A 13,008-nucleotide genomic window follows, 5' to 3' on the forward strand; every position below is an offset into this window, starting at 1 on the left:
CGCCTATTTTCCGCTCGCGCTTGCCTTTGATGGGAACGGACGTCCTGCCGGCGCATTGGCCGTGCGACAGGGAGTATGGCATGACCTATGACGACAGGATGACCCTTTTGGCGCGGATCGGTTTTGCCGCGCGGGGGCTTGTCTATATCCTGATCGGCTGGTTCGCGCTCGACGTCGCGGTCAATGGCGGGCAGTTGAAGGATAATCAGGGCGCGCTCGGCACGCTGGCCAGTGCGCCGTTGGGGCATGTGCTGCTGGCGATCTGCGCGATCGGATTCGTCGGCTATGCGATCTGGCGGCTGACGGAGGCGATCACCGACCCGGAAAATCGCAGCCGCGACATTAAGGGGCGGTTTGCGCGCGCGGGATATGCGGTCAGCGGGATCACCCATCTGGCGCTGGCGACGGCGGCGGCGCGTCTGGCCCTTCGCCAGACACCGGCGCAAGGCGGCAGTCCGGGCGACGAGAGTGCGCAAAGCTGGTCGGCCTGGCTGCTGGCGCAGCCGGGAGGGACGTTGATGTTGATAATGGTCGGCATCGGCTTTTTCGCGGTGGCCGCCGCTCAGGCGGTCAAGGCCTATAAGGCAAGGTTCGACGAATTGGACGCCCAGGTTCCGGCCCCGCGCTATGTGCGGTGGGTGGGGCGGTGCGGCTATGCGGCGCGTGCCTTGATTTTCGCCATCATCGGCTGGTTTCTCATCATGGCGGCGACAAACCATGACGCCGACCGCGCCGGTGGCCTGGGCGAGGCGCTCCAACAGTTGCGGTCGCAGTCGGAAGGCGCGGCAATCCTGGGCATCGTTGCGTTCGGGCTGGCTTTGTTCGGCATGTTCAGCCTGATCGAAGCGCGCTATCGCCGGATCAGGGTCAAGAAGCCGGGTTTCCTTTAGGTAATGGCGGCCCACCGACCTCCGGCCTCCTTGCGGACCAGGGTGAGCGAGCGCGGGTTGATTTCCGGTGATTCCTGGCCGAGGTCGAAATGCCAGACATGGCCCTGGCGGATGCGCCAGTAGAGTTGCGACCCCTGGTCCAGGCCGAGCGGGCCGCAGGCGGTGCGGATTTCGTCCTGCCGCATAGCGGCGGCTTCGGCGGCCGGGATATCGACCACCAGCGCGTCGGCGGGCCAGCCGGGGATGTCCGCCTTGCGCACATGGCAACCATGGTCGTCGGCCTGATCGGTGATCGCGGCGCGGGTGAGCGCCAGGATCGTGGATTGGGGATCGTGGTGGTCGGCCGGGGCGAAGGCGACCAGCGTGGCGCCCTTCGCCTGATCGCCGCCCATGGGCGAAAGCGCGTAGACGAGGCGGGCGAGCGGCCGGGCCGGCGCATAGGCGAGGGCTGTGGTTTTTCCGGCGCAGCGGGCGGCGCGATAGAGCAGCCAAATGTCGTCGGGCAGGGCGGCTTCGTTGACCGACCAGGCGCAGCCGTCCGGCAGCGAGGGATGATCGTCGGCGGGGAGCAGCGCGGCGGCGTCCGCCGGGCACAGGCCGGTGCCGGGTAGGCGGGCGGCCTTGTCCGGGCAGGCGGGGGCGCTCGTCATGCTGACGACAGGCGCGGCATTGGATGTCTGGGCGTTATTGGCTGACTGGTCGGCGGGCGGGGGCGCGCAGGCGGTCAGCGATGCGAGCAGCGCGCAGAAGAGCAGGTGTCGCATCATGGGTCTATTCTGATCGGAAGGGCGGTCAGGCCTGTCGGTGCCGCGCGGTCAGCAGATAGTTGATCGCGCTGTTGGCGGACAGGGTGAAGCCGCGGCCGGGATCGAAGCTGAGGCCGCTGCTGTCGATGACAGTCAGGCCCGCCTGTTCCAGCAGCGCGGTGAGTTCTTCGGGCGTGATGAATTTGTGCCAGTCATGCGTGCCCTTTGGGATGCCGCCTATGCTTTCGCCGATGGTGATCATGGCGAGGCGGGAGAGGGGCGTGCGGTTGGGGGTCGAGAGGATCATCAGGCCGTCGGGGGCGAGTTTGCTGGCCAGCGCGGCTATGAAGGCGGCGGGATCGGCGACATGTTCGATCACTTCCATCGAGGTGACGAGGTCGAAGCCGGTGTCGGTCATCGCTTCGACCGGGGTGGCGCGATAGTCGATGGAGAGGTGCTGGCTCGCCGCATGGGCCTGAGCGGCGGCAATATTTTCAGGGGCTGCGTCAAGCCCGGTGACGGTCGCGCCGAGGCGGGCGAGCGGTTCGGCCAGCAGGCCCGCGCCGCAGCCGACGTCGAGCGCGCGCTTGCCGGCGAGCGGGCGGAAGCCGTGCGCATCGCCCGGCCAGCGCTGGTCGATCGCGGCGCGAATATAGGCGAGGCGCACCGGGTTGAGTTTGTGCAGCATCGCGCTGGAGCCGGCAGGGTTCCACCAGTCGGCGGCCATATCACCGAAATGGGCGGCTTCCTTCGGGTCGATCGTGGCAGTGTTTTGGGTCATGATGCGCCTTGGTCTGCAATCCCCGAAAAGAAGAACAGCCCTTCGACAGGCTCAGGGCGAACGAGGAGGGGTGGTTTCGATTATCCTGTATCGGCTTTTAGCAGGCCATGGACGGGAGGCAAATGGACCTATGCCGTTGAACCGAAAAGAGCGGGCCTTTCATACGATAGCGCGAGCGGCAGGATTGCTTGCCATATGCGCCCGCGCTGCTAATAGGAGCGCCGTTTGGCCCTTTTGGGACATTTTCTTTCATAATAGTGGATAAGGTTCGACACACACATGGCGCGCATCGTGATGAAATTCGGCGGCACCTCCATGGCGGGGATGGAGCGAATTCGCAACGTGGCCGCGCGCGTCAAACATGTCGTGAGCCAGGGCCATGAAGTCGCCGTCGTGGTGTCGGCCATGGCGGGCGAAACGGACCGGCTGGTGGGTTTCTGCAAGGAAGCGTCGGCGCTGTACGATCCGGCCGAATATGATGTCGTGGTCGCCGCGGGCGAGCAGATCACCAGCGGGCTGCTGGCGATGACGCTCAAAGCCATGGACGTCGATGCGCGCAGCTGGCTGGGCTGGCAATTGCCGATCCGCACGATCGAAGCCCATGCCAAGGCGCGGGTGAGCGATATCGACACGCTGGACCTGCTGGCGTCGATGCGGTCGGGCACGGTGGCGGTGATCCCCGGTTTCCAGGGCATGATGGCCGATGGCCGGGTGTCGACGCTGGGCCGGGGCGGGTCGGACACGTCGGCCGTCGCAGTGGCCGCAGCGATCAAGGCGGATCGCTGCGACATCTATACCGACGTGGACGGCGTCTATACGACGGACCCGCGGATCGTGGCGCGCGCGCGCAAGCTGGACCTCGTCACCTATGAGGAGATGCTGGAACTGGCCTCGGTCGGGGCCAAGGTGTTGCAGACGCGCTCGGTCGGCCTGGCCATGAAGGAGGGCGTGGTGGTGCAGGTGCTGTCGTCCTTCGACGATCCCACGCAGGATGATTTGCCCGGCACGCTGATCGTCAGCGACGTGGAACTGGAAGCCAAGCTCAAGGAAGACAAGATGGAACGTCAGCTCATCACCGGCATCGCCCATGACAAGAATGAGGCGAAGATCATCGTGACGCGCGTGCCCGACAAGCCGGGCGCGGTCGCCAACATCTTCGTGCCGCTGGCCGATGCGGCGATCAACGTCGACATGATCATCCAGAATGACAGCAAGGACAATGAAGAGACGGACGTCACCTTCACCGTTCCGCGCGCCGACCTGGCCCGCAGCGTCGACATTTTGGAAGCGAACAAGGATGCGATCGGCTTTCGCCGGATCATCACCGACACCGAAGTCGCCAAGATCAGCGTCGTGGGTGTGGGGATGCGCAGCCATGCGGGCGTCGCAGCGACCATGTTCAAGACGCTGGCCGATCGCGGCATCAACATCGAGGCGATATCCACCAGCGAGATCAAGGTTTCGGTGCTGATCGACGAGGATGAGACGGAACTGGCGGTGCGTGTGTTGCACACGGCCTATGGGCTGGACGCGCCGATGGCTTGACCTTTTCTCCCCTCCCCTTCAGGGGAGGGGCCGGGGGTGGGGGATTGCCCCACATGCCGCGTCAAGTGGACAGCCCCCACCCCAACCCCCTCCCCTGAAGGAGAGGGGCTTTTTGTGATTCTAGAGGCTAAGTTCATGACCCACGCAAAGCTGAACTCCCTGATGGCCCGCGGCGCCGCCTTTTTCGGGTGCGAGAGCGCTATCCTGTGCGGGGCGATGAGCTGGGTCAGCGAGCGCAACCTGGTGTCGGCGATTTCCAACGCCGGCGGGTTCGGTGTGATCGCGTGCGGCGCGATGACGCCCGAATTGCTGGACGCGGAGATTGCAGCGACCAAGGCGCTGACGGACAAACCGTTCGGCGTGAACCTGATCACCATGCATCCGATGCTGTTCGACCTGATCGATGTGTGCGCGAAGCATGAGGTCAGCCATATCGTGCTGGCCGGGGGGCTGCCGCCCAAGGGCAGCATCGAGGCGATCAAGTCGAAAGGGGCCAAACTGATCTGCTTTGCGCCGGCGCTGAGCCTGGCCAAGAAGCTGGTGCGGTCGGGCGTGGATGCGCTGGTGGTCGAAGGGATGGAGGCGGGCGGCCATATCGGTCCTGTCGCAACCAGCGTGCTGGCGCAGGAAATCCTGCCGGAAATGGCGGAGCAGGTTCCCGTGTTCGTCGCCGGTGGCATCGGCCGCGGCGAGGCGATCGCCGCCTATCTGGAAATGGGCGCGGCCGGCGTGCAGTTGGGCACGCGCTTTGCGTGCGCGACCGAGAGCATCGCGCATCCCGCTTTCAAGAAGGCGTTCTTCCGTGCGTCGGCGCGCGATGCGATCGCCAGCGTGCAGATCGATCCGCGCCTGCCGGTGATTCCGGTGCGGTCGCTGAAAAATGCCGGGATGGAGAATTTCACCGTCAAGCAGCGCGAGGTCGCCAATTTGCTCGACGAAGGCGCGGTCGACATGATGGAAGCGCAGTTGCAGATCGAACATTATTGGGCGGGCGCGCTGCGCCGCGCGGTGATCGACGGGGATGTTGAGGGCGGGTCGCTGATGGCGGGCCAATCGGTCGGCATGGTGACCAAGGAAGAACCGGTCGCGAACATCATCGCGCAACTGATGGATCAGGCCGCCGCGGCGCTGGAGCGGCGAGCCGCCTAAAGGCTTGCGGCGAACCGAGCGTTAGGCATATTTCCTCCGCACAAAATGCACGGCATGACCGGCGCACAGTCCCATCGGAGAATTTGATGTTGTCATCGCGCCGTCTTGGCCGTCTTTCGCTTGCGTCGCTTGCGTCGCTGGCCGTGTTGGCGGCCTGTTCGACCCCGCCGCCACCGCCGCCGACCCCGCCGCCGCCGGTGGTGCCCACCATCCGCCCGATGCCGCCTGCGAATGCGGTCGAAGGCATGAGCATCCCGACGCAGGGTGCGGACGGCAAATATCTGACCGCCAATCGCGGCGTGACGTCGAATACCGCGTTGTGGCACCTGCGCATGGGACTGAACGTCGCGGCGCTCAATTGCGACAAATATGGGCCGACCGCGCGCAACCAGTATAATCAGTTGCTGGCGGTGCATAAGGCGGCGCTGAACGGGGCCAATGCGGCGGTCGATCGCAACTACAGCGTCGCCTATGGCAGTTCAGGCATGGCGTCGCGCGAACGGTTGAACACGGTGGTCTATAATTTCTTCGCGCTGCCGCCGGTCATCAAGAGTTTCTGCCCGGTCGCGGTGACGGTCGGGGCGAAGATGATCGCGATGCCATCGGACCAGTTGCTGGAAGCCGCGCCGGCCTTGCTGGCCGAACTGGAAAAGCCGTTCCAGGAATTTTACGCCGCCTATGCGGATTATCTGCGTCGTCTGGCCGAATGGCAGTCGCGTTTCGGTGCGACGGTGACGGTCGTCGTGTCGCCCACCCCGCTGCCGCCGCCGCCGATCCCGCCGGGGGAGGCGCCGCCCAAGGGATGGACGCCCAGTTACAAGAGCGCGCTGGAGGCGACCCCGCCGCCGCCATCGGACGGGGGCGTTGCGCCAGCTGTCGCGCCCGCCGCCTCGGTATCTGGTCCGCCGGCCGCTACACGCACTCTGCCGGACAATAGCCAGCCCAAGCTGATCGTGCAGCCGCTGCCGACCACGAGCGAGTAAGGACACGCCGCTCCGCTAGAACGACCGCGCCGTGAATCAGTCGCGCGCGTCAAAGGTGGCGCGGGCGGCTTCGACGATGTCGAGATGGCGTTCGGCCCAGACCCAGACGCCGCAAAAGGCGGCGCTGAGGCTGTTGCCGAGCGGGGTGAGCGCATAGTCGACGCGCGGCGGCACGACCGGATGGACGGTGCGGGTGAGCAGGCCGTCGCGCTCCATCTGGCGCAGCGTTTGCGTCAGCATCTTCTGGCTGATGCCGTCGATCTGTCGGCCGATTGCGGAGAAGCGCAGCACGCCTTTCTCCTCCAGCAGTTCCAGCACCAGCAGCGTCCATTTGTCCGCGATGCGGCCGATCAGGTCGTTGACGAGTCGCTCCACCCGCGGGTCGAGTTCGGCGGGGGGATCGGTCGCAAGATAATGTTCGGCCTGCGCGATATCGTCGGCATGAAAGCGGGTTTGGAGCGGATTCGCCATTTCTTACCTTTGGGTGACTACAGCACTTTTTGGTGCCTACTTTCCAGAAGAGAGCATAAGCCTAAATGGCCTTTCAAGCCAATTGAAAGGAAAGATCCATGCAACCCACAGGCAACAGCATCCTCATCACCGGCGGCGGTTCGGGCCTTGGCGCGGCGCTGGCGCATGAATTTCATGAAGCAGGCAATCAGGTGATCATCGCCGGGCGACGGCAGGCGGCGCTGGACTCGGTCGTGGCGGCGCATCCTGGCATGGCCGCGATGGTGCTGGACATGGCGGATGCGGCGGGGATCGTCGCCTTCGCGGAGAAGCTGATTGCGGACTTCCCGGCTTTGAACGCCGTGCTGCTCAACGCCGGGATCATGGTGGCGGAGGAGAAGATCGACTTGGCCACAGCCGAAGCGACGATCGCAACCAATTTGCTGGGGCCGATCCGGCTGGCCCATGTGCTGCTGCCGCATCTGGAGGCGCAAGCGGCATCGACGATCCTGACCGTGTCGTCGGGCCTGGCCTTCGTGCCGCTGGCGGCGACGCCGACCTATAGCGCGACCAAGGCGGCGATCCATAGCTGGTCGGTCGCGATGCGCGCGCAGTTGAAGGCGACCAGCGTGGAAGTGATCGAGATCGTGCCGCCGGGCGTGCAGACCGACCTGATGCCCGGCCATGCCGAGAATGACCAGATGATGCCGCTCGCCGACTTCATCGCCGAGACGATGACGTTGCTGCGGCAGGAACCGGCGCTGCCGGAAATCCATGTCGCGCGGGTGAAATTGCTGAGCGAAGCCACGCAGCGCGGGGAATTTGCGCAAGTGTTCGGGATGCTCAACCAGCATTGACGGTAGAGGGCGCCCTGGGGGGTAGGGGGAAGAGGGTGGCGAAGCGGTCGGCCAGCGCCTCATCCCCCTCCACGCTCAGGGCGCCTGCCATGTCGGCATAGCGCGCGCCGCCATAAAGGACCGCGACCAGCGCATTCTGGTCGCCGCTGATGATCGCATCCGCGCCCGCCGCCGCGCCGCGATCTATTAGGACATCGCCGTCTTTGAATGTGGCGCGAAATTCCTCTTCGCCGAAGCGGAAGCCGATCGTCGCGTCCATGGCGCCGATGCGGCTGCGGTCGATCATCGTGCGCATCGACAGGATCACCGACACCTGGCTCATCGGCTTGCCCGGCTCCATCGTGGGAGAGCGGCAGGCCCATCGGCCCAGCACCTGAAACAGGATTTCCGATTCGCGGCCCCAGTCGGTCAGTTCGTAAATCTGGCTGGCCGCGGGCGGGGGCAGGCGGCGGCGGCTCAGGATGCTGGCCGCTTCCAGCTCCTCCAGCCTTTGCGTCAGCACATTGGCGCTGATTCCGGGCAGGCCGGCGCGCAGGTCGGTGAAGCGCTTTGGCCCCAGCATCAATTCACGCATGATCGGCATCGCCCAGCGATCGCCGATGATGTCGAGCGCGTGGGCGACGGCGCATCCGTCCTGATAGGCGCGTTTCTGACTCATTGGTTATCTTTTATAACTTAACAGTTGTAATAGATAATGACGAGGCGCAGAAAGTGCAAGCGATGAGTCGCCTTCCGCAGGGAAAGAGCGCCGCGGCGTGGACAGAAGAGGAGAGAGACGATGGCCTATATGGACGGTTTCGTGATCCCGGTGCCCAAGGGCAATAAGGAACGCTATAGGGAGGTGGCGGCCTTTGCCGCGCCGATCTTCATCGAATATGGCGCGCTGCGCGTGGTCGAATGTTGGGGCAATGATATCAAGATCGGCAAGACCAACGACTTTCGTACCGCGGTGATCGCGGAGGAGGACGAGGAGGTCGTCTTTTCCTGGATCGAATGGCCCGACAAGGCGACCCGCGACGCCGGGGCCGAGAAGGTCATGAAAGATGAACGTATGCAGCCCAAGGAGGGCGAGGACATGCCGTTTATCGGCGCGCGGTTGATCTATGGCGGGTTCGAGATGTTGGTGGACGCGAAGGGTTAGGGCGTGCGTGTTCCCGCGCAGGCGGGAACACCCGATGATGCAGGAGGAAGACCATGACCGATCTGACCGGCAAATTCTTCTGGTACGAGTTGATGACCAGCGATCCGCAGGCGGCGCTGGCTTTTTATGGCGATGTGATAGGGTGGACGAACGCGCCCTTTGGCGGCGATCTGGGCGAACCTTATCATGTCGTGTCGGGCAGCGCGGGCGCGGTCGGCGGCGTCATGGCGATCCCGGCCGAGGCCCGGACATGCGGCATGACGCCCTGGTGGGGTGGCTATGTCGGGTCGGCCGATGTGGATGCGGACGCCGCGCGGTTGAGCGCGGCGGGCGGCACGGTGAAGCGCCCGGCCGAGGATATTCCCGGCGTCGGGCGCTTTGCGGTTATGAGCGATCCGGGCGGAGCGATCTTCATGCTGCTCAAGGGGTCCAGTCCAGACGGGATGCAGGCGGCTCCGCCGATGGCGTCCGGCCATGTCGGCTGGCATGAACTGTATAGCGGTGATTTCGACGCGGACATGGCGTTCTACACCGGCGCGCTGGGTTGGACCAAGGGCGAGGCCATGGATATGGGCGAGATGGGGCTGTATCAGTTGGTGTCGCAGACCGGCGGCGCGGACTTCCCCGACATGACCGGCGGGATCATGCCGGCGCCCAAGGAAATGCCGGGTCCGGCATGGCTCTTTTATTTCACCGTCGGCGATATCGACGCGGCGGTGGATCGGGTGAAGGCCGGAGGCGGCGCGGTGCTGAACGGCCCGATGGAGGTGCCGGGCGGTGCTTGGATCCTCCAGGCGGCCGATCCGCAGGGCGCGATGTTCGCGCTGGTCGGCAGCAAGGGAGACGCATGATGAGCAAAATATCGCCCTGCCTCTGGTTCGACGGCCAGGCCGAGGAAGCGGCGCGTTATTATGCGGGCGTGTTCGGCGGTTCGGTCGATCATGTCAGCTATTATCCACAGGAGAATCCCTCGCCGTCACCGATGGCGGGCGGCAGCGTGCTGCTGGTCGAGTTCACCCTGTTCGGGCAAAGCTATCAGGCTTTGAACGGCGGCCCGCAATTCACCTTTGACGAGGCGATATCGCTGTCGGTCGAGTGCGCGGATCAGGCGGAGCTGGATCGATATCATGACGCGCTGATCGCCGATGGCGGATCGCCGGGTCCGTGCGGCTGGGTGAAGGACAAATATGGCCTGTCCTGGCAATTAGTCACCAAGGCGATCATGGCGAACTATCACAGCGACGACAAGGTGGCGATCGCCCGCATGATGGCGGTGATGATGACGATGCAGAAGCTGGATACCGCCGCGATGCAGGCGGCCTTTGACGGAGAGGCGGCATGAGCGAGGCCGAGCATGAACTGTCGGTGAGCTGTCATATCGCCGCGCCGCGCGCGATCTGCTGGAAGGTGTGGACCGACCTGAAGGACGAATGGTTCTGCCCCAAGCCCTGGCGCGCCGACGTGATCGAGGAGGATTTGCGGCCCGGCGGGCGCAGCGCGGTGCAGATGTTCGGACCCGACGGCGAGGAGACGGGGCCGATGGAGGGCGTCTTCCTGGAGGTGGCGCCGGGCGAGCGGGTGGTGACGACCGACGCCTATGCCGCAGGCTGGGCGCCGCAGACGCCGTTCATGTCGGCGATCTGGGACTTTGCCGACGAGGATGTGGACGGCGATGGCGGCACGCGCTTCACCGCGACCGCGCGCCATTGGGATGCCGAGGCGAAGGCGCGGCATGAGGCGATGGGTTTCCATCCCGGCTGGGACCAGATGATGGCCCAGTATAAGGCGCTGTGCGAGACGTCGGCGGCGAGCGCTTAGCGTCGCCTTGCGATCGATGGGGCGGCGCAAGAGACGATCGCGATCGAGCATGAAAGGAGAGGGCGCCCGGTTTCCCGGACGCCCTCTCCTTCGTGACGCTATGTCGGGCGTTTACGCCTTGTAGACCTTGTCCACAGCGGCGCGGAACTTGGCCATGTCGTCTGCGGAACCTACGGTCACGCGCGAGACGTTGGGCCAGATCGCCCAGCTGCGGCCGATCTGCACCTTTTCTGGCGCGGCGATCAGCGCGGCCTGCATCTCCTTGGCCGGCTTCTTCCAGTCGACCATGAACATGTTCGCCTGACTGCCGGGATGGACTTCGATACCCTTCTTGGTCAGCCATGCGATGGTTTCGTCACGGTTGCCGATCATTTCGGCGCGGCGCGCCTTGATGAGGGCGGCTTCCTTGTAGACCGCGTTGCCGCAATGCATGGCGGTGATCGCCAGGCCGCCGGCCGAGGGACCGAAGAGCGAAATGCGCTTTTGCACTTCGGGGTCGGCGAAGGTGAGGCCAAGGCGCACGCCGGCCATGCCGAACAGCTTCGAGAAGGTCCGCATGACAATGATGTCCTTGCGGGCGCCGATCAGCGAGGCGGCGCTGGGGGCTTCGGAGAAGTGGATATAGGCTTCGTCCACCAGCAGCATGGAATCGGCCGGCTTGTTGTCCAGCAGCCACTTGATGTCGGCCAGTGGGGTGATGGTGCCGGTCGGGTTGTTGGGGGTGCAGATATAATAGAGGCCGGCATTGGGGTTGGCGGCGAGCATCGCCTTGACGTCATGGCCCTTGCCGATCGCCTGGGGCGCCTTGGCGATGGGGGCCTTCATGTAATCAGCCGTGCGCCACGCGGATTCGAAGGTCGGGTCGGCGGTGACCAGACCCTTGGTCGGCGAGCAATAGGCCGCCACGATGCTGACCAGCGGGCCGCCTGACCCTGGCCAGGGCATGACCTGCGCTTCGGGGATGCCTTCGACGGTGGCGACGGTCTTGATGAGGTCGCCCTTATAATTGTCGGGGTCGTACCAGTTGCCGAACGAGGCGGCTTCGGCGGCGGCCTGAACGCCCGAAGGGAAGGGGCCGGCCCAGCATTCGTTGGAACCGATGCGCACCGCGCCCTTCACGCCGCGCGCGGCCTGCTGCTGCGCCATGGCACTTCCGCCCAGCAGCGAACTGGCGGCGACGCCCGCGCCGAGCAGCGCGGTGATTTCACCCAGTTGGCGGCGGGAATAGCCGCGCTCGATCATGTCGTCCTTGGCGTCTTTGGTCAGCATCATGGTCATGTCGTCCGTCCCCGTCTGATTTCGGTTTCAAATCTCATGGGGGAAAACGAAAGAGCGGCGCATTTCCACAATGCGCCGCCCCGTATTTTCGCAATTTTTATGCGTTTTTGGCCGATCATATGGCCGTGTCCTACGTGGCGTGTTCCCGCCTGCGCGGGAACACGCTATTCTTGCTCAATCCGTATTTCAGGCCTTCCAGACCGTGTCGACGGCGGCGTTGAACGCTTCCATTTCCTCCATCGAGCCGACCGACACGCGCGAGACGTTGGGCCAGATCGGCCAGCTGCGGCCGATCTGCACATTGGCGGCGAGCAGGGCGGCCTGCATGTCCTTGGCGGGCTTGCCCCAGTCGATCATGAACATGTTCGCCTGGCTGCCGGGAATGACCTTGATCCCCTTGGCCTTCAAATGGCTGACCGACTTTTCGCGGGCGGCGTTCATTTCGGCGCGGCGCGCCTTGATGAGGGCCGCTTCGGTGACGGAGGCGGTGCCGCAGGCGACGGCGGTCATCGGCAACATGCCCGTGACCTGGCCGCCGTCATAGCGCATCATCTTTTCCATCAGCGAAGGCGCGGCGAAGGTGAGGCCGAGCCGCATCCCGGCCATGCCGAACAGCTTCGAGAAGGTGCGCAGGATCAGCACATCGTCGCGGGTGGCGGCGAGCTTGGCGGCGTTGGGGCCATCGACCCAATGAATATAGGCTTCATCCACAACCAGGATCGAATCCTTGGGCTTGTTGTTGGCCAGCCATTCGATGTCGGCGATCGGCGTGACGGTGCCGGTCGGGTTGTTGGGCGAACAGACATAATAGACGCCGGCATTGGGATCGGCCGCCAGCATCGCCTTTACGTCATGGCGGTAGTCGCTGGTCAGCGGCACCTTCGTCACCTTCGCGCCCAGCCAGTCGCCGGTGCGCCAGATCGCTTCATAGGTGGGGTCGGCGGTGACGATGCCGCGCGTGGGCGAGGCATAGGCGACCGCGACGCGGCTAAGCGGGTCGGACGATCCGGGCCAGGCAACGATGCGGTCGGCCGGAATGCCCTCCACCGATGCGACGGCGTCGAACAATTTCTGATGTTCATTGTCCGGTTCGTAGCGATTGCCTTCCTCCACCAGTTTGAACGCCGCCTTGGCCGCGACGGGGAAGGGGCCGGTCCAACATTCGTTGGCGCCGATGCGCACCGCGCCCGCAACCGCCTTTGCCGCCTGCTGCGCGCCCGCACCCGTCACGCGGATGGCGGCGGCGCCCGCGCCGAGCAGGGCGGCGACCTTCGCCAGTTGGCGGCGCGAATAGCCGCGATCGATCAGATCCTGTTCCATTTCTGGTTGAAGTCGCGTCGCCATGATCCCGTTCTCCCTGCGCGCCCGGT

15 protein-coding genes are annotated in these 13,008 nt (G+C 64.8%); 9 read left to right on the plus strand and 6 right to left on the minus strand.

Translation table 11 applies throughout. The features are described 5' to 3' along the window. Window positions 1-80: 80 nt before the first annotated feature. Window positions 81-890: a DUF1206 domain-containing protein gene (locus sphantq_RS13810; protein WP_066600570.1), complete on the plus strand. Its 810-nt coding sequence runs from the start codon at window positions 81-83 to the stop codon at window positions 888-890. Here the strand turns inward: sphantq_RS13810 and sphantq_RS13815 are convergent. Then, window positions 887-1,657, minus strand: a complete 771-nt coding sequence (locus sphantq_RS13815) for a hypothetical protein (protein ID WP_272798757.1) — start codon at window positions 1,655-1,657, stop codon at window positions 887-889. The genes sphantq_RS13810 and sphantq_RS13815 overlap by 4 nt on opposite strands. Window positions 1,658-1,682: 25 nt before the next feature. Continuing rightward, window positions 1,683-2,417, minus strand: a complete 735-nt coding sequence (ubiG, locus tag sphantq_RS13820; RefSeq protein WP_129926492.1) for a bifunctional 2-polyprenyl-6-hydroxyphenol methylase/3-demethylubiquinol 3-O-methyltransferase UbiG — start codon at window positions 2,415-2,417, stop codon at window positions 1,683-1,685. A gap of 279 nt (window positions 2,418-2,696) precedes the next feature. Here ubiG and sphantq_RS13825 point away from each other — a divergent pair, with 279 nt between their 5' ends. From sphantq_RS13825 to sphantq_RS13835, 3 genes are all read left to right on the plus strand, one after another. Beyond that, window positions 2,697-3,962, plus strand: a complete 1,266-nt coding sequence (locus tag sphantq_RS13825; protein ID WP_066600577.1) for an aspartate kinase — start codon at window positions 2,697-2,699, stop codon at window positions 3,960-3,962. 135 nt (window positions 3,963-4,097) lie between these two features. Further along, window positions 4,098-5,111: an NAD(P)H-dependent flavin oxidoreductase gene (locus tag sphantq_RS13830; protein WP_129926491.1), complete on the plus strand. Its 1,014-nt coding sequence runs from the start codon at window positions 4,098-4,100 to the stop codon at window positions 5,109-5,111. An 86-nt stretch (window positions 5,112-5,197) separates the two neighbouring features. Then, complete coding sequence (locus tag sphantq_RS13835) at window positions 5,198-6,094, plus strand: hypothetical protein (RefSeq protein WP_272798758.1); 897 nt, start codon at window positions 5,198-5,200, stop codon at window positions 6,092-6,094. 36 nt (window positions 6,095-6,130) lie between these two features. On the opposite strand, the gene sphantq_RS13840 is transcribed toward sphantq_RS13835, so the two are convergent. Further along, window positions 6,131-6,565 carry a winged helix-turn-helix transcriptional regulator gene (locus sphantq_RS13840; RefSeq protein ID WP_066600584.1) on the minus strand — a complete coding sequence of 145 codons (435 nt, stop codon included), beginning with the start codon at window positions 6,563-6,565 and terminating at the stop codon, window positions 6,131-6,133. A gap of 98 nt (window positions 6,566-6,663) precedes the next feature. On the opposite strand from sphantq_RS13840, the gene sphantq_RS13845 reads away from it, so the two are divergent. Beyond that, entirely contained in the window at window positions 6,664-7,401 is a 738-nt protein-coding gene (locus sphantq_RS13845) for an SDR family oxidoreductase (RefSeq protein WP_066600589.1), read from the plus strand. On the opposite strand, the gene sphantq_RS13850 is transcribed toward sphantq_RS13845, so the two are convergent. Next, window positions 7,388-8,059, minus strand: a complete 672-nt coding sequence (locus tag sphantq_RS13850) for a winged helix-turn-helix transcriptional regulator (protein WP_272798759.1) — start codon at window positions 8,057-8,059, stop codon at window positions 7,388-7,390. The two genes, sphantq_RS13845 and sphantq_RS13850, sit on opposite strands and share 14 nt — an antisense overlap. A 120-nt stretch (window positions 8,060-8,179) precedes the next feature. Here sphantq_RS13850 and sphantq_RS13855 point away from each other — a divergent pair, with 120 nt between their 5' ends. From sphantq_RS13855 to sphantq_RS13870, 4 genes are read left to right on the plus strand one after another with little or no spacing between them, the layout of a single operon-like run. Beyond that, window positions 8,180-8,542, plus strand: coding sequence for a DUF1428 domain-containing protein (locus tag sphantq_RS13855; protein WP_066600595.1), 363 nt, complete (start codon window positions 8,180-8,182; stop codon window positions 8,540-8,542). 53 nt (window positions 8,543-8,595) lie between these two features. Further along, window positions 8,596-9,393, plus strand: a complete 798-nt coding sequence (locus sphantq_RS13860) for a VOC family protein (protein WP_066600597.1) — start codon at window positions 8,596-8,598, stop codon at window positions 9,391-9,393. Next, a complete protein-coding gene (locus tag sphantq_RS13865) occupies window positions 9,393-9,884 on the plus strand; it encodes a VOC family protein (protein WP_066600604.1) in 492 nt (163 codons plus the stop codon). Before sphantq_RS13860 ends, sphantq_RS13865 begins: the two co-directional genes overlap by 1 nt. Further along, on the plus strand, window positions 9,881-10,360 hold the full coding sequence (locus sphantq_RS13870; RefSeq protein ID WP_272798760.1) for an SRPBCC domain-containing protein: 480 nt from the start codon (window positions 9,881-9,883) through the stop codon (window positions 10,358-10,360). Before sphantq_RS13865 ends, sphantq_RS13870 begins: the two co-directional genes overlap by 4 nt. 111 nt (window positions 10,361-10,471) lie before the next feature. Here sphantq_RS13870 and sphantq_RS13875 read toward each other — a convergent pair whose 3' ends face one another. After that, window positions 10,472-11,638, minus strand: a complete 1,167-nt coding sequence (locus sphantq_RS13875; protein WP_129926487.1) for a pyridoxal phosphate-dependent aminotransferase — start codon at window positions 11,636-11,638, stop codon at window positions 10,472-10,474. Between the two features lie 186 nt (window positions 11,639-11,824). Next, a complete protein-coding gene (locus sphantq_RS13880; protein WP_272798761.1) occupies window positions 11,825-12,982 on the minus strand; it encodes a pyridoxal phosphate-dependent aminotransferase in 1,158 nt (385 codons plus the stop codon). Window positions 12,983-13,008: the final 26 nt, after the last annotated feature.

This window comes from Sphingobium sp. AntQ-1 (genome assembly GCF_028538045.1).
In the GTDB taxonomy this organism is placed as follows: Bacteria; Pseudomonadota; Alphaproteobacteria; order Sphingomonadales; family Sphingomonadaceae; genus Sphingobium; species Sphingobium cupriresistens.

Bases quoted from the DNA above. Each gene is read 5' to 3' on its own strand.
- sphantq_RS13810 (WP_066600570.1), top strand. From the start codon at position 81: ATGACCTATGACGACAGGATGACCCTTTTGGCGCGGATCGGTTTTGCC.
- sphantq_RS13815 (WP_272798757.1), bottom strand. From the start codon at position 1,657: ATGATGCGACACCTGCTCTTCTGCGCGCTGCTCGCATCGCTGACCGCC.
- ubiG (WP_129926492.1), bottom strand. From the start codon at position 2,417: ATGACCCAAAACACTGCCACGATCGACCCGAAGGAAGCCGCCCATTTC.
- sphantq_RS13825 (WP_066600577.1), top strand. From the start codon at position 2,697: ATGGCGCGCATCGTGATGAAATTCGGCGGCACCTCCATGGCGGGGATG.
- sphantq_RS13830 (WP_129926491.1), top strand. From the start codon at position 4,098: ATGACCCACGCAAAGCTGAACTCCCTGATGGCCCGCGGCGCCGCCTTT.
- sphantq_RS13835 (WP_272798758.1), top strand. From the start codon at position 5,198: ATGTTGTCATCGCGCCGTCTTGGCCGTCTTTCGCTTGCGTCGCTTGCG.
- sphantq_RS13840 (WP_066600584.1), bottom strand. From the start codon at position 6,565: ATGGCGAATCCGCTCCAAACCCGCTTTCATGCCGACGATATCGCGCAG.
- sphantq_RS13845 (WP_066600589.1), top strand. From the start codon at position 6,664: ATGCAACCCACAGGCAACAGCATCCTCATCACCGGCGGCGGTTCGGGC.
- sphantq_RS13850 (WP_272798759.1), bottom strand. From the start codon at position 8,059: ATGAGTCAGAAACGCGCCTATCAGGACGGATGCGCCGTCGCCCACGCG.
- sphantq_RS13855 (WP_066600595.1), top strand. From the start codon at position 8,180: ATGGCCTATATGGACGGTTTCGTGATCCCGGTGCCCAAGGGCAATAAG.
- sphantq_RS13860 (WP_066600597.1), top strand. From the start codon at position 8,596: ATGACCGATCTGACCGGCAAATTCTTCTGGTACGAGTTGATGACCAGC.
- sphantq_RS13865 (WP_066600604.1), top strand. From the start codon at position 9,393: ATGAGCAAAATATCGCCCTGCCTCTGGTTCGACGGCCAGGCCGAGGAA.
- sphantq_RS13870 (WP_272798760.1), top strand. From the start codon at position 9,881: ATGAGCGAGGCCGAGCATGAACTGTCGGTGAGCTGTCATATCGCCGCG.
- sphantq_RS13875 (WP_129926487.1), bottom strand. From the start codon at position 11,638: ATGACCATGATGCTGACCAAAGACGCCAAGGACGACATGATCGAGCGC.
- sphantq_RS13880 (WP_272798761.1), bottom strand. From the start codon at position 12,982: ATGGCGACGCGACTTCAACCAGAAATGGAACAGGATCTGATCGATCGC.